A 13,241-nucleotide genomic window follows, 5' to 3' on the forward strand; every position below is an offset into this window, starting at 1 on the left:
ATGAGTGTGGATGTACAGCTACGCTTCGATTCCGAGGCGATCACCCAGTACTCCAAAGCTAATCAGGAGCCTGCCTGGTTCCTGGAAAAGCGCCTCGCTGGACTGAAGGCGGCGGGAGAGCTGGCGCTCCCTGCCTTGGAGAAAACGAAGATTGATAAATGGAATACCGTTGATTTCGATCCGTTCCAAACCACTGCGAAGGTGGCAGCGGCGAATGAACTGAGCGATTTGGTAAAAGCACAAATCGATGTCGACAGTGTAAAAAACCTGTTGGTACAAAAAAATGCTTCTACCGTTTTTCAAGCAGTATCCGATGAGTTGAAGGCACAAGGCGTGATCTTCACGACTTTTGCTGATGCTCTGCAATCACATGGCGATCTCGTGCAAAAATATTTGCTGAACGTTATCGCACTTGATGAGCACAAGCTGACTGCTCTTCATACCGCAGTTGTGAATGGTGGCGTATTCCTCTACGTTCCGAAAAACGTGGAAGTAGATGTTCCACTGCAAGCTGTGTATGAAATCGCAGGCGACAATGCTCTGTTGGCTCCACATGTTTTGATCGTGGCAGAAGCGAACAGCAAAGTAACCTACGTGGATACATATGTATCTGGCGAAGGCAAAAGTATGGTTGCGAACAGCCTAGTTGAAGTATATGTAGGCGCGGGCGCATCTGTGCAAGTAGCTTCTGTGCGTTCTCTGTCTGTGGACGTTCACGACTACAGCTTCCGTCGTGCAACTGTTGAGCGCGATGGAAAAATGGAATGGATTTTGGGTGAGATGAATGATGGCAATACTGTTGCCAACAACACTACCATCCTCAAGGGAACTGCTTCGATCGCAGAGACCAAATCCATTTCTGTAGGTACTGGTTCCCAACGCCAAAACCTCACTTCCCAAGTTCAGCATATCGGCACGCACACGGAGTCTGACATGGTGAGCAAGGCTGTTATGACGGATGAAGCAGTGAGTATCCTGAATGGTATCACGAAAATCGAAAAAGGCGCTGAAAAGGCAAACGGCGTACAGGCGGAAAACATCCTGATGCTGAGCGATAAATCTCGCGGTGATGCCAACCCGATCCTGTTGATCGACGAGGATGACGTTAAAGCGGGTCACGCAGCTTCGGTAGGACGTTTTAGTGAAGAGTCTATCTTCTACTTGATGTCTCGTGGTATTTCCCGTCAAGGCGCAGAACGTCTGATCATTCTCGGCTTCCTGGAGCCAGTTGTTGCTGAGATTCCAGTAGAAGAAGTGAAAAACAGACTCCGTCAGGCGCTTGAAAGGAAGTTAGGCTAATGAACGCCAAGGAGCTTCGGAAATATTTTCCCATCTTACACCAAGAAGTAAACGGACATCCGCTCGTTTATTTGGATAATGGTGCAACCTCTCAAAAACCGATTCAGGTTATCGAGGCGATGGATAAATACTACAGGGAGTATAACTCCAATGTGCACCGTGGTGTGCACACCTTGGGCAACATAGCGACAGATGGGTACGAAGGCGCGCGTGAAAAAGTTCGCGCCTTCATCAACGCCCGTGAAGCCGCAGAAATCGTCTTTACGCGTGGTACGACCTCTGCTTGTAATACGGTAGCGTACGGCTATGCTCGCAAGTACCTGGGGCCAGGAGATGAAATCGTGACCACATTGGTGGAACATCACGCCAATTTCATTCCTTGGCAGCAGGCAGCCAAGGCGACCGGAGCGACTTTTAAGTTCATTCCGCTGGCAGAGGACGGAACCGTTACTCTGGAGGCGGTCAAGGAAACGATTACGGACAATACCAAGATCGTTGCCATTCACCATGTTTCCAACGTATTGGGGGATACTACCCCAATCAAGGAAATTGCCCAAATCGCTCATCAGCATGGCGCACTTTTGTTTGTTGACGGAGCGCAGGGTGCTCCACACAAGAAAATCGACGTCCAGGATTTGGATTGCGATTTTTATACGTTTTCAGCGCATAAGATGGCTGGTCCGACAGGCGTAGGTGTTCTGTACGGCAAGCGTGAGGTGCTGGAGCGTGTGGAGCCGATGGAGTTCGGCGGAGAAATGATCGACTACGTGGATATGTACGATTCCACGTGGAAGGAGCTTCCTTGGAAATTTGAAGGAGGAACTCCGATCATCGCAGGAGCTATCGGCTTGGGAGCAGCGATCGACTTTTTGGAAGAGATCGGAATGGACAATATCGAGCGTCATGAAAAACATCTCGTCAAGTACGCGATGGAACAAATGCGCGAGATAGAAGGATTGAAGATTTACGGCCCACAGCAGGACCGCAGCTGTTTAATTACATTCAACCTGGATACAGTACATCCGCATGACCTGGCGACGGTGCTGGACAGTTACGGAATCGCAGTTCGTGCCGGTCATCACTGCGCACAACCGCTGATGCGTTGGCTGAATGTGACGGCTACCGCTCGGGCAAGCTTCTATCTGTACAACACAGAAGAAGAAGTAGATGTGCTGATCGCGGGCTTGAAGAAGACGAAGGAGTATTTCGGCAATGTCTTCTCTTGATGATTTATACCGCCGCGTCATTATGGATCACTACCAGAAACCGCGCAACCGCGGCAAGCTGGAAGAATCCGACGGACTCATTGTGAATTTGAATAACCCGACCTGTGGCGACAGCATCTCGCTCTCCTTGAAAGTGGAGGATGGCAAAGTGGTGGACGCGAAGTTCCTCGGCGAAGGCTGTTCGATCAGCATGTCGTCTGCATCCATGATGACAGATGCTGTCAAAGGCAAGCCAGTAGCGGAAGCACTGGAGCTGTCGCAAAAATTCTCCGATATGATGCAAGGCAAAGAAATCGATGACTCGATTGATCTTGGTGATATCGAAGCCTTGTCTGGCGTTGCCAAGTTCCCAGCGCGAATCAAGTGCGCGACATTGGCTTGGAAAGCATTGGAGCAAGGTGTCAAACAGGCGGAGCAGGAATAGTGATGGGTAAGGGACATGAACACGAAGGAGTGAGCAACGATGGCTGTTAAAGGCCCAGAAATACAGGAGTATCAGTACGGCTTTCACGATAAGGACGTTTCTGTATTCCGTACCAAAAAGGGTTTGACCCGCGAGATCGTCGAAGAAATTTCGAAGATCAAGGATGAGCCAGCATGGATGCTGGAATTCCGTCTAAAAGCATTGGACATCTTCAACAGCATGCCGATGCCAAAATGGGGCGGCGATCTGGATGACCTCGATTTTGACAGCATCACCTACTACGTAAAGCCTTCTGAAAAGCAAGGCCGTAGCTGGGATGAGGTGCCGGAAGAAATCAAGGCAACCTTCGACAAGCTGGGTATTCCAGAAGCAGAGCAAAAGTTCCTCGCAGGTGTATCTGCTCAGTATGAATCTGAGGTAGTTTACCACAACATGCAGGAAGACCTGGAAAAACTGGGCGTTCTCTTCTGCGACATGGATTCCGCAGTAAAACTGCACCCAGAAATCGTGAAAGAATACTTCGCGACAGTTATCCCTCCAGCAGACAACAAGTTTGCTGCGTTGAACTCGGCAGTATGGTCCGGTGGTTCCTTCATTTACGTTCCAAAAGGCGTAAAAGTAGAAACTCCGCTGCAAGCATACTTCCGCATCAACTCCGAGAACATGGGTCAATTCGAGCGTACGCTGATCATCGCCGATGAAGATTCCTTCGTTCACTATGTAGAGGGCTGTACAGCTCCAATCTACAGCACGGATTCCTTGCACTCCGCTGTTGTAGAAATCATCGTAAAAGAACGCGCTCGCTGCCGTTACACCACGATCCAAAACTGGTCCAACAACGTATACAACCTCGTTACTAAACGTGCGGTTGCTTACGCGGATGCGAACATGGAATGGATCGATGGTAACATCGGTTCCAAGCTGACGATGAAATACCCAGCTGTTATCATGAAAGGACCTCGCGCGAAAGGTACCGTTCTTTCCATTGCAGTAGCAGGAAAAGGACAACACCAAGACGCAGGTGCGAAAATGATTCACCTGGCGCCTGATTGCACATCGACGATCATTTCCAAGTCGATCTCTCGCGATGGCGGAAAAGTAACCTACCGTGGTCTGTCCCAGTTCGGACGCAAATCGGAAGGCTCTAAGTCCAACATCAAGTGCGATACGCTGATTCTGGATAAACTGTCCACGTCGGACACGATCCCGTACAACGAGATCATGAACGACAGCATCACGCTTGAGCACGAGGCGACTGTATCCAAGGTATCCGAGGATCAACTCTTCTACCTGATGAGCCGCGGTTTGTCAGAAGCAGAAGCAACTGAGATGATCGTAATGGGCTTCATCGAGCCATTCACAAAAGAATTGCCGATGGAGTACGCGGTAGAGATGAACCGTCTCATCAAGTTCGAGATGGAAGGTTCTATTGGATAACCCTTGCGCCACAAGGGTTTCCGAGCTTTAAATGTGGGTTTGCCCACAATTTGCCCACAATTTAGTTCTGGACGTATCGCTCATAAAGAGCGAGAGCATCGTCCTCAATCTTTTTCGTAACATGTAGATACGTGTCCGCTGTGACTTTCACGCTTGCGTGCCCAAGTCGCTCGGACACGTATTTTATATTTGCCCCGGCTTCAAGTAAATGGACGGCATGGGTATGTCTGAGGGCGTGAGGCGAGAGAACGGGGAGATCGGCTCGCTTACAAATCTCTTTGAAGTAATCCCGGACTACGTTGGTACGGAGCCAGCGCCCGTCATGCTGGTGGAATATAATATTGTCTTTGGTTGGTTTGTAGTTCTCATACATCAAGCAAACCTCTTTTTGGTTGATCCTGTGGCGCCTTATTAGTTTAAGTGTGATTTCATCTAGCTTGATGGTTCTTTCACTGTTTTTTGTTTTCGGCGTTGATAAATAGGGCTGCGAATTTAAGGGGTAGACCAAAGTTTTATTAACGGTTAATGTCTTCGCATCAAAGTTAAGGTCATCCCAGGTCAGTGCAAGCGCTTCTCCGATCCGGAGCCCGGTACGCGCCATAAGCGTGAAAAAAGCGTAGTATTGGATGGAATGTTGGTACTTTGCTTTTTTTACTGGGGTTTTTACACAGTCAAAAAACTCTTCCAGTTGCTCTCGTGTAAAGTAAGCCACCTTGCTTGACTTATCCGCTTGCTTTGGTATCTTGATCTTTTGGACAGGATTTTCCCGTAAAATACGAAACTCATGTACAGCGTCAGTCATTGCTGAACTGAATATGCTATGGATTCGTCGGACCGTTCCTTCGCTGTAATGACCACGTAGTTCGTTGATCCATTTTTGGTATTCATTTCGTGTGATGTCTTTCAGGCGGTATTTTCCCCATCGAGGCAGGATGTTAAGTCGAACATTCCTTTCCTGGAGAGTAAAAGTGATCGGCTTCAAATTGGGCCTTTTATAAACCTCTAGCCAATCGTCAAAGAAGTTATCTACTCGTTCACTGCCGTTCTCAGCAAAGCCAAATTGGTTGATCTTTGACTCTTCTTCAGCGGCAGCTATCTGTGCCTCTTTCTTCGTTTTAAATCCTCCCTTTGTTTTCTCTTTATATGTTCCAGTTTGCCTGTCGGCATATCTAATTCTGTATTCCCATGCTGTCCCACGTTTTCGGAAAGATGCCATCGAATTTACTCCTTTTCAATTTAGATTTTAAAAAAGCGCAACCGAATGGGTGCGTTTTATTTTTTGTCCGGAAGGTGTTCAATTATGTCTTCAATGCGGCAGTTTAAGTGATTGCAAATCTTATCTAACACTTCTAATGCAATGTTTTCATCCTTGCCCATTTTAGCCAAAGTCGAGGGGGACAACTGTATAGCATCTCTAAGCTCAGTGCGTTTCATGTCCAGATCAATCAATAATTTCCAGAGAGGTTTAAAAGTAAAAGCCAAAACGATTCCTCCTTTGCAAAAAATCTCTTAGATATCTCTTAGAAATAAAGCGATATCTAAAACGATTATACATGATCGAATAATAAAAGTACAAGATGTCGTACTTAATATATTGACAACTAATTCTTTTGACCGTATATTTTAGATACGCTAAGTCGAATTTTTTGTATGCATTATAACTTTGTTTTAGAGGAGGTAAGTCTTTGTTTACTGGTCAACAGGTTGAAACTATGAAGCAGCATAGTCTTTTTCATACTAAGGGACAGTTAAGAGAAACAATTGATAACCACCTAAAAAGTATACATGAGAAGTTATCTCCATCTACGCTACGTGTACTTGATGTAATCAGGAAGCGAGCAATGAATGAATCCCAAGAAACATTAGGTGTTGCATATCTTCTAATCGAAACGATTTGCAAGATGACGAAGGTAAGTCGCTCAAGTGTAGAAAGAGCAATCAGGAAACTTGAACAGTTAGATATTCTTAAACGAGTGACAACATCCAGAAAAACAGGACTACAAGGAGCGAACATATTCTATTTTTTACCCTTGAATGACGGGGTTGAGATGACGGGGTTGGACAAGCCTGAAACGCCTGAAACATCAAAGGTTGAGGCTCCCAGAAGGGAAACTAATACAGGGGTTTTTAATACTCCAAAAAGACCAAAAGAAACTAAGAAAAATAACGTAAACGGAACGCACCTCGTGAAAGATAGCTCTGTAATTCCTTCTTACATCCCGAAAGAATTCGCTAAGCTGATCCAGCAAGGATTTTCATGCGGAAGAGTAATCAAACAGTTCTGGGGCAAGGTGGTGATGTTTAAGCGGGCGACTGGATGGACTCGTAACGAGAACGTGTTACCGATTGCTGCAGACGCATGGGAATACACCAAGAACGAGTACAAGAGGGATAAAAAAGAGTGGGAGCTTGATCGATTCCTAAAATGTTTTTACGGAACGATGAAGAGGATCGAAGAGAAAAGAGTTGAAGAGTATACAGCAATTTGGACGTAATATTTGAAAAACTTTGTCGATACTATAAAATTTTGTTAAGAAAATGCTATACTATCTTGGTGGAATTTACTTTCGTTAACAAGTAATCTAAAAACTGGTAAAAGTAAAAGCCAACGGGGTGTATACAGTTGGGAGCTGTTTACACTCTTTACCACCAAGACTTACCCTTGGTGGCGGGCCGAAGCCGCTTTCCGTTGACATAAACATTATTTTACAGCTTAGAACAGGATACAACAAGTGGCACAAATTCGGTATTTAAATTATTTCCTGCCATCCAGACCTTTTGGTGTAAGGCTTTTGCTTCTCGAAAAGGAGAAGTGAAAAAATGCAAACAGTAGACCGTAAAGATATAGGCTCGCTGATCAAACGAATGAGAGAAGACAATCATTGGAGCCAAGATTATTTGGCAGAACAATTGATGGTTTCTCGTCAAGCGATAGTAAAAACGGAAAAGGGCCTTAGCACTCCACGAGCAGAGTTAATCGAAAGAGCATATTTAGCGTTCAAATCTGAGGAACTTGTGTGGAAGTACATGTTAGTTCAAAAAGACAAAAAGGAATTAATCTATTTGGCAAACATGATGATCAGACACGATAGTAGACTTTCGAGAGGGATTATCAAGCATGTCATTCGTGAGTCACTTTCCAAAGGCGACCTTAAAACAGCAGCAGAAAACGTATTTCAAGTAATTTTGTGGGATATAGAGTCTCAGCAGAAAACAAACAAACGTAAAATAGCCTTTGTTATTAGCACCTTCAAAAATGTTGAGCCTGACCCTGATGAATTCGCTGATCTTCTTCAAAAGTTGTATGACATATCCAAACGAGCAAATAGCTTTGATGCTTTTATAAATATATCAGGTGCTATAGCAGGAACCATGAAGCTGGATGATCGAAAAAAATCTCGGCTGCTATATCAAGAAGCAACAGCATATTATTTTCAGGGGAATCACAATAAAGCATACAGAATATCGATTAAAGCTCTTGAGATAATGGATCACAGAATTTACCCTCATAGCGCAGATGTATTTCAAAGACACGCACTGATTTGTTCGCAATTGGATAATCACCATTTTCACCTTGAGGCGATAGAGCACTACACAATTGCAAAAAACATGGCTACACCTGATCAAGCTGTTTATTCACTGGCGCTTGCTGGCATCGCTAGGTGTTACTACATGTTGGAAAAGTTTGAGGATGCTAAAAAACATTGGAAGGATTTGTTTCAAAAGCTCGGGAAGGATGACCTGATTAGGGTTCATTCCTTAAATGACATGATTATGATGGAAATAAAACTAGGTGACGTCAATGAAGCGAAACGATTAATAAGGGAGTGCGAACGCCTCCTAGCTATTGCATTAAAGCAAAAATGGAAGAGGTATAATACGGAATCGCTTCTACTAGAACGCAATAAACAAATGCTTACAGCGTTAGAAAGAGACAAGTACATCACACCTGAGATATCACTTTTACTGGCTCAGTTAAAAAAGAGCTATATGCGTGATGAATTCGAACTAACACGAAATTTTATCCATGATAAACTGTTTTCTCCTAGTACAATAGAATCATTAGGATAAAAGGAGGTATTTAGTTTGAAAAGAATTCTTTTTGCTACATTTGCTGCTTTAATGATTGGGCTAGTAACACCAAGTACAGGGGTATTTGCTGGTCCTCCAGAGAATGATAAAGTTGCACCAATTGCAATTGATCATTCTGATGGGGTGGAAAAATTCCCACGGCAAAAACCGCCAATTGTAGTATATGGTCCGCCTGAGAATGATTAATTAAAAAATGTAAACTGACTGGAAAATTTTATAAAATACGCCATAGCAGTTTACAGAAAAAAGAATTTGATTGGTATAAAATAACGGTAGGCAAATAAGCCTGTCGTTATTTTATTGTTATAGGACTGGAAACAGTTGCAAATTGTACAAGATACTCATACAATCAAAATAGAACAAGTGTTCGAACATAGGGGGATTAGTGCATGGAGAATGTAGCGACACAGTCAGACAAGACTAAACTCGAAAAACTCAACTACATAGCAACGGCCTGTACACCGGAACAGATAAATGAATTATATAAAGCATTTCTGGAATATTCCCAGAAAACGAAATAAAAAAGCCGCCCGATTAAGGGCGGTTTTGTGCTTTTGTTTGAAGCGTCCACATGGCAAATTCGAGAAACTTATCCTGCTCGCTTGGGTCCATCTTCGCTAAAACCTCATTAAGGGCTTTGCTGCTAGCGATCATGGCCTCTAAGCCTTTGATTGGTGTTCTATTATCTGTCCTGCCTAACAAATAGTCTGTACTTACGCGAAAAAATTCAGCAAATCCGATAAGCATATCAAATGTGGGTGTTCTGGTTCCACGCTCATATCCAGAAATAGTTACTTTCCCTACTCCAAAAGTCTCGCCAAGTTCCTCTTGAGACATATCCTTTTCCATTCGTAACGAACGCAATCTTTCCCCGAAGAGATTATCCATTAGATTACTCACCCTTATATCATCATATCCCTATTTTAATCAATGTGTTAGCGAACTGCAAACAAAAAGATTGGCGAATTGATAGATTTATTGTTGACTGTAAGCGATTTGCTAACATATTATAAAAGCACGAAAGCAAAACGCTAACGTAAAGTGAAACAAGATAGCAAATTGATAACTGGATGTGATGCTATGCAAAACAGGATTCGAGAGGTTCGAGAGCTGAAAGAAATAAAACTTGAAGCCCTCGCCAAGAAGGTCGAAATTTCAAAGGCTTATATGTCCCAAATCGAAACTGGGGTACGTGGAAAGAGGATAAGCTATCCTCTTCTGACAAGAATCGCGGTTGCTTTGGAAACTACAGCAGAATATTTGATGAATGGTGAAGCAAATGACCAAGGAGCAGAACGTGTCGGTTCCAGAGCAGGGCATTGAATATGACGATCGGGGGAGGATGCTCTATCACCCTGAATTCCATCCAAACCAAGGCAAGCGATTCTCAGATGAGGAGACAGCTTATCTTTGCAAATTCTACGAAACAGATACTCTCAAATCTTTATCTCTTGCCCTTGGCCGCTTAGAAAAGTCACTGGAGGACAGGATTGCATACCTCAAAAAGAAGGCGCTTTTTGATTACTACCGTGCTAAATGGGAGCGCCAAATCAATGCTTACAGAAGGGAGTGAATGTTATGAAAAAGCTAGTAGCAGTAGATGTAGATGAACAAGAGATAAGGAATATGTGCCGAGAAAAGATTTCGGAATTGATCAAGGAAGCTGATGCAGAGTTGGTCTTTTGGGATAAGAAAGAGCTATTACGTAGAACCATGATGTGCTGGCCCACTATTCTTAATCAGTTCTTTTATGATCCTAGATTCCCCAAACATAAAATCGGAACTAAATGGTACTTCCCGGCTAGGGAGACTAGGGAGTTTTTAACTCAGTGGTTATCCGAACAACCAAAGCATTGAATCGTGGACGATACCTCGAAAGGAGACAAGTTAGGATGGGAAAATTCATACCTGTTTTTACAGATCTGGAAATGGCAGTAACCAAAATACTCAATGATCGAACTGCAACTGGTGTTCGCGCAACGATCCTGAGTGATAGGGTCAGAACGGTGGCGGAAGAAGTTTACGCTCGTACCGTGTTGATCGCTGATTCGATGGGACTGCACACGGTGCATCAGTTCTGCTACCAAACACCAATCGGCATAATAGAAAATTTCGGTTTCAGTCAGAATTGTGTCAGTGAACCAGAAGTCAGGAAATATATGCACTATTTAGATGGAGATAGGCCATGAGGTACGACTTCGATTCTGCAATTAACCGAATAGCAGAACTTTGGAGAATCTATCGTTCACTGCGTAATCAGCCTGCTGACGGCTCATGGGACTGGTGGATTGTAAATGAAGTAAACGAGCTGGAAAAGGAAATGGCCACTGCTCGTAACAGTGACCAATTCAACACTCAAACAAATTTGAATAGTCCTATCCTACCACAGTTTCTTGGGGGTGGACAAGCACTATGACACGAGCTGCTGCAACCATCGTCATCGAAGACGGCATTGAATATGATCGGTACGGCAGGATGCAATACCACCCGGAATTTCACTTTAATCATAAAACACCATTTGAAGAGGATGAGCTGGAATACCTCTGCAAGTTCTATGAAACAGATGCAACAAGATCGCTTTCCTTTGCATTAGGAAGAACGGAACACACGATTAGAACCACGGTTAATCAACTGAGAAAAAACGGAATGTACCAGGTGTATAAAGATCGTTGGAATGCACGCTATGAACTTGAATCTAACTGAAAACACAGGAGGAAATAAGGACATGAAATCAACAGGCATTGTACGAAAGATCGATCATTTAGGACGAGTTGTTTTGCCAAAGGAGCTTCGTAATACTCATGATCTTCCGGAAGGGACTCCAATGGAAGTCTTCGTGAACAATAACCAAATCATTCTCAAGAAGTATGTGCCTGGTTGCGCTTTGTGTGGGAGTGTTGAGAACGTTCAACCGCATAAGAGCGGAAAGTTGGTGTGCAAAGGATGCCTATAAAACGAAAGTTAAAGCTCGCAACAAAAATTAAGCGACTTATCCCGAAAGGGAAAAAAGTACTGTTCGTTTGCGTTGGTACAGACAGATCAACAGGTGATTCTCTTGGTCCGCTGGTTGGTACTGCATTGAAAAAACTCAAATTTGACGTGTTGGGAACACTGGACGAGCCTGTGCATGCAATGAATATTGCCGAAACACTTACTCAAATCGAGAAGAACTATCCGAACCATTTTGTTATTGCAGTAGATGCAAGCCTTGGGGATTTCAAAAATGTGGGCGATATTGAAGTAGCCTGCGGTGCCCTGAAACCAGGTGAAGGTGTAGGGAAGGAGCTACCAACTGTCGGTGACGCACACATATACGGAATCGTTAATGTCGGAGGATTCATGGAATATTTTGTCCTTCAAAACACGCGGCTTTCATTCGTAATGAAAATGGCCTCTCAAATAGCAGATGCTTGCCATAAGGCAATAAGAGGAAAGGGACGTGGACGTGTGAGGAAAGGAACATAAATTGAGCCAACGCGGGCTTCGGCCCTGCGTGCAGCTGATAGGAATTTGTCGGTTGCACGGAGGTTCGAACCTCCAAGTAATACATAGCGGGGCCATCGGGATCAGTCAGAGGAGCTGTACGGCTGGCAGAGAGGTTGGGCTGCTGGCGGCCTCGCAAAAAAGAGAAAGGAGGAGAAAGAATGTTCAAATTGGACGATTTTGCGAATGGTGCTCTCACAGAAAAATTCAACATGGAGGCGCAAAGGGTTTTGGAAAACATTGCTGATCCGAATACAGACCCAAAGAAAGCGCGAACCATCACCATGACAATCACGCTCAAAGCAGATGATAACCGTGAACTGGCTATGGTTGATATCAACACGAAAGCTTCACTTGCTCCATCAAAAGGCGTACAAACCAAAATCATCATGGGACGTGACAGACAGGGGAAGGTTGAGGCTGCCGAATTGAAATCAGGGGCAGTTGGTCAAACGTACATCACGGAAGAAGGCGATGTTGCAGACGACAAGGGTAACAAAGTTGTGCAATTCAAATAATCGGGAGGGATATTTGTGTTAAAAGAAGCCTTGCAATATTTGATTGGTCTTGGTAATACAGAAGTTTTTACTACTCGAACAGGTCAAGAGTTCGCTTCTCAACCAATTCACTTGATAAAGAATCCAACACCAGAAGCATTAGTTGTTCGGAATCTGTCAGGACTTGTTGATTATTTGATTCACAACTTTGATGACCAGCCTCCAGTCCTTGTCCATGTAGCTAGTCCAACAATGGTCGATGTTTTCAGTTCTTACAACCAGGATTTCAACAGAAATCATTTGATTCAGGCAAAAGCACTCCTTCCTAGGATAACTTTCGGACAATTTATGGATGCGGAATCTTTCAATATTCTTTTGCAAAGTTGCTTTGTTCCTAATGATGCTCGGGCCATCGTGCTAAAAGTAATTGGCAACTTAAAGGAAGAGACGGTATCCAATGTCGGGGATGACGGAGTTTCACAACAGGTGACAGCAAAGACGGGCGTAGCAACGGTCGAAAATATCGTTGTTCCTAATCCAGTTTCTTTGAAGCCGTTCCGGACATTTGTAGAAATCGAGCAGCCCGAAAGCGAATTCGTTTTCCGCATGAAGTCTGGGCCATCCGCTGCTCTGTTTGAAGCAGATGGGGGAGCATGGGAACTGACTGCGATTGCCAGAATCAAGGAGTATCTGCAAGGTGCGCTTGAGGAAGAAATCAACAGTGGGAAAGTTACTATTATCGCTTAGTTATCCAAACAGAAAAGGACTCCGCTGCAACGGAGT

The 13,241-nt window shown here is 44.2% G+C and carries 20 protein-coding genes; 17 read left to right on the forward strand and 3 right to left on the reverse strand.

Going from position 1 to position 13,241, the window contains the following annotated elements:
- From sufD to sufB, 4 genes are read left to right on the forward strand one after another with little or no spacing between them, the layout of a single operon-like run.
- Window positions 1-1,299: a Fe-S cluster assembly protein SufD gene (gene sufD / locus EL268_RS04790; RefSeq protein WP_047073087.1), complete on the forward strand. Its 1,299-nt coding sequence runs from the start codon at window positions 1-3 to the stop codon at window positions 1,297-1,299.
- Entirely contained in the window at window positions 1,299-2,525 is a 1,227-nt protein-coding gene (locus tag EL268_RS04795) for a cysteine desulfurase (RefSeq protein ID WP_047073086.1), read from the forward strand. The genes sufD and EL268_RS04795 overlap by 1 nt, the downstream gene beginning before the upstream one ends.
- Window positions 2,512-2,949, forward strand: a complete 438-nt coding sequence (sufU, locus tag EL268_RS04800; protein WP_007726380.1) for a Fe-S cluster assembly sulfur transfer protein SufU — start codon at window positions 2,512-2,514, stop codon at window positions 2,947-2,949. Before EL268_RS04795 ends, sufU begins: the two co-directional genes overlap by 14 nt.
- Window positions 2,950-2,988: 39 nt before the next feature.
- Window positions 2,989-4,386: a Fe-S cluster assembly protein SufB gene (gene sufB / locus EL268_RS04805; RefSeq protein WP_048034589.1), complete on the forward strand. Its 1,398-nt coding sequence runs from the start codon at window positions 2,989-2,991 to the stop codon at window positions 4,384-4,386.
- A gap of 61 nt (window positions 4,387-4,447) precedes the next feature.
- On the opposite strand, the gene EL268_RS04810 is transcribed toward sufB, so the two are convergent.
- Window positions 4,448-5,602: a tyrosine-type recombinase/integrase gene (locus tag EL268_RS04810; RefSeq protein WP_106656285.1), complete on the reverse strand. Its 1,155-nt coding sequence runs from the start codon at window positions 5,600-5,602 to the stop codon at window positions 4,448-4,450.
- Between the two features lie 56 nt (window positions 5,603-5,658).
- A complete protein-coding gene (locus EL268_RS04815; protein WP_106656286.1) occupies window positions 5,659-5,868 on the reverse strand; it encodes a helix-turn-helix domain-containing protein in 210 nt (69 codons plus the stop codon).
- Between the two features lie 203 nt (window positions 5,869-6,071).
- Between EL268_RS04815 and EL268_RS04820 the strand changes: the two genes are divergently transcribed.
- The 3 genes from EL268_RS04820 (at window position 6,072) to EL268_RS04830 (ending at window position 8,664) form a co-directional block, all read left to right on the forward strand.
- Window positions 6,072-6,881, forward strand: a complete 810-nt coding sequence (locus EL268_RS04820; protein WP_106656287.1) for a helix-turn-helix domain-containing protein — start codon at window positions 6,072-6,074, stop codon at window positions 6,879-6,881.
- Between the two features lie 325 nt (window positions 6,882-7,206).
- Window positions 7,207-8,457 carry a helix-turn-helix domain-containing protein gene (locus EL268_RS04825; RefSeq protein ID WP_106656288.1) on the forward strand — a complete coding sequence of 417 codons (1,251 nt, stop codon included), beginning with the start codon at window positions 7,207-7,209 and terminating at the stop codon, window positions 8,455-8,457.
- Window positions 8,458-8,472: 15 nt separating this feature from the next.
- The gene (locus EL268_RS04830; protein WP_106656289.1) at window positions 8,473-8,664 is read left to right on the forward strand and encodes a hypothetical protein; all 192 of its coding nucleotides are present in this window, start codon (window positions 8,473-8,475) and stop codon (window positions 8,662-8,664) included.
- A 348-nt stretch (window positions 8,665-9,012) separates the two neighbouring features.
- Here the strand turns inward: EL268_RS04830 and EL268_RS04835 are convergent, their stop codons facing one another.
- Window positions 9,013-9,366, reverse strand: coding sequence for a helix-turn-helix domain-containing protein (locus tag EL268_RS04835; RefSeq protein WP_106656290.1), 354 nt, complete (start codon window positions 9,364-9,366; stop codon window positions 9,013-9,015).
- A gap of 192 nt (window positions 9,367-9,558) precedes the next feature.
- On the opposite strand from EL268_RS04835, the gene EL268_RS33900 reads away from it, so the two are divergent.
- The 10 genes from EL268_RS33900 to EL268_RS04885 all read left to right on the forward strand — a co-directional run bounded on the left by EL268_RS33900 (window position 9,559) and on the right by EL268_RS04885 (window position 13,205).
- Complete coding sequence (locus EL268_RS33900) at window positions 9,559-9,801, forward strand: helix-turn-helix domain-containing protein (protein WP_106656291.1); 243 nt, start codon at window positions 9,559-9,561, stop codon at window positions 9,799-9,801.
- Window positions 9,758-10,051 (forward strand): DNA-entry nuclease, encoded by a 294-nt coding sequence (locus EL268_RS04845; protein ID WP_126435340.1) that lies wholly within the window; start codon window positions 9,758-9,760, stop codon window positions 10,049-10,051. Before EL268_RS33900 ends, EL268_RS04845 begins: the two co-directional genes overlap by 44 nt.
- 5 nt (window positions 10,052-10,056) lie before the next feature.
- Window positions 10,057-10,335 carry a group-specific protein gene (locus tag EL268_RS04850; RefSeq protein WP_106656293.1) on the forward strand — a complete coding sequence of 93 codons (279 nt, stop codon included), beginning with the start codon at window positions 10,057-10,059 and terminating at the stop codon, window positions 10,333-10,335.
- A gap of 35 nt (window positions 10,336-10,370) precedes the next feature.
- Window positions 10,371-10,667: a hypothetical protein gene (locus EL268_RS04855; protein WP_106656294.1), complete on the forward strand. Its 297-nt coding sequence runs from the start codon at window positions 10,371-10,373 to the stop codon at window positions 10,665-10,667.
- Window positions 10,664-10,894 carry a hypothetical protein gene (locus EL268_RS04860; RefSeq protein WP_106656295.1) on the forward strand — a complete coding sequence of 77 codons (231 nt, stop codon included), beginning with the start codon at window positions 10,664-10,666 and terminating at the stop codon, window positions 10,892-10,894. Before EL268_RS04855 ends, EL268_RS04860 begins: the two co-directional genes overlap by 4 nt.
- On the forward strand, window positions 10,891-11,181 hold the full coding sequence (locus tag EL268_RS04865) for a DNA-entry nuclease (RefSeq protein WP_106657799.1): 291 nt from the start codon (window positions 10,891-10,893) through the stop codon (window positions 11,179-11,181). The genes EL268_RS04860 and EL268_RS04865 overlap by 4 nt, the downstream gene beginning before the upstream one ends.
- Before the next feature lie 22 nt (window positions 11,182-11,203).
- Window positions 11,204-11,431 (forward strand): AbrB/MazE/SpoVT family DNA-binding domain-containing protein, encoded by a 228-nt coding sequence (locus EL268_RS04870; protein WP_106657798.1) that lies wholly within the window; start codon window positions 11,204-11,206, stop codon window positions 11,429-11,431.
- A complete protein-coding gene (gene yyaC / locus EL268_RS04875; protein WP_126435342.1) occupies window positions 11,422-11,943 on the forward strand; it encodes a spore protease YyaC in 522 nt (173 codons plus the stop codon). The genes EL268_RS04870 and yyaC overlap by 10 nt, the downstream gene beginning before the upstream one ends.
- Before the next feature lie 179 nt (window positions 11,944-12,122).
- Window positions 12,123-12,479, forward strand: a complete 357-nt coding sequence (locus EL268_RS04880; RefSeq protein ID WP_106656596.1) for a replication terminator protein — start codon at window positions 12,123-12,125, stop codon at window positions 12,477-12,479.
- Between the two features lie 15 nt (window positions 12,480-12,494).
- Complete coding sequence (locus tag EL268_RS04885) at window positions 12,495-13,205, forward strand: hypothetical protein (RefSeq protein ID WP_106656597.1); 711 nt, start codon at window positions 12,495-12,497, stop codon at window positions 13,203-13,205.
- Window positions 13,206-13,241: the final 36 nt, after the last annotated feature.

Source organism: Brevibacillus brevis (assembly GCF_900637055.1).
Lineage (GTDB): Bacteria > Bacillota > Bacilli > Brevibacillales > Brevibacillaceae > Brevibacillus > Brevibacillus brevis.

Excerpts from the sequence above, each read along its gene's own strand:
- sufD (WP_047073087.1), top strand. The coding sequence starts at position 1 with ATGAGTGTGGATGTACAGCTACGCTTCGATTCCGAGGCGATCACCCAG.
- EL268_RS04795 (WP_047073086.1), top strand. The coding sequence starts at position 1,299 with ATGAACGCCAAGGAGCTTCGGAAATATTTTCCCATCTTACACCAAGAA.
- sufU (WP_007726380.1), top strand. The coding sequence starts at position 2,512 with ATGTCTTCTCTTGATGATTTATACCGCCGCGTCATTATGGATCACTAC.
- sufB (WP_048034589.1), top strand. The coding sequence starts at position 2,989 with ATGGCTGTTAAAGGCCCAGAAATACAGGAGTATCAGTACGGCTTTCAC.
- EL268_RS04810 (WP_106656285.1), bottom strand. The coding sequence starts at position 5,602 with ATGGCATCTTTCCGAAAACGTGGGACAGCATGGGAATACAGAATTAGA.
- EL268_RS04825 (WP_106656288.1), top strand. The coding sequence starts at position 7,207 with ATGCAAACAGTAGACCGTAAAGATATAGGCTCGCTGATCAAACGAATG.
- EL268_RS04835 (WP_106656290.1), bottom strand. The coding sequence starts at position 9,366 with ATGGATAATCTCTTCGGGGAAAGATTGCGTTCGTTACGAATGGAAAAG.
- EL268_RS33900 (WP_106656291.1), top strand. The coding sequence starts at position 9,559 with ATGCAAAACAGGATTCGAGAGGTTCGAGAGCTGAAAGAAATAAAACTT.
- EL268_RS04845 (WP_126435340.1), top strand. The coding sequence starts at position 9,758 with ATGACCAAGGAGCAGAACGTGTCGGTTCCAGAGCAGGGCATTGAATAT.
- EL268_RS04850 (WP_106656293.1), top strand. The coding sequence starts at position 10,057 with ATGAAAAAGCTAGTAGCAGTAGATGTAGATGAACAAGAGATAAGGAAT.
- EL268_RS04855 (WP_106656294.1), top strand. The coding sequence starts at position 10,371 with ATGGGAAAATTCATACCTGTTTTTACAGATCTGGAAATGGCAGTAACC.
- EL268_RS04860 (WP_106656295.1), top strand. The coding sequence starts at position 10,664 with ATGAGGTACGACTTCGATTCTGCAATTAACCGAATAGCAGAACTTTGG.
- EL268_RS04865 (WP_106657799.1), top strand. The coding sequence starts at position 10,891 with ATGACACGAGCTGCTGCAACCATCGTCATCGAAGACGGCATTGAATAT.
- EL268_RS04870 (WP_106657798.1), top strand. The coding sequence starts at position 11,204 with ATGAAATCAACAGGCATTGTACGAAAGATCGATCATTTAGGACGAGTT.
- yyaC (WP_126435342.1), top strand. The coding sequence starts at position 11,422 with ATGCCTATAAAACGAAAGTTAAAGCTCGCAACAAAAATTAAGCGACTT.
- EL268_RS04880 (WP_106656596.1), top strand. The coding sequence starts at position 12,123 with ATGTTCAAATTGGACGATTTTGCGAATGGTGCTCTCACAGAAAAATTC.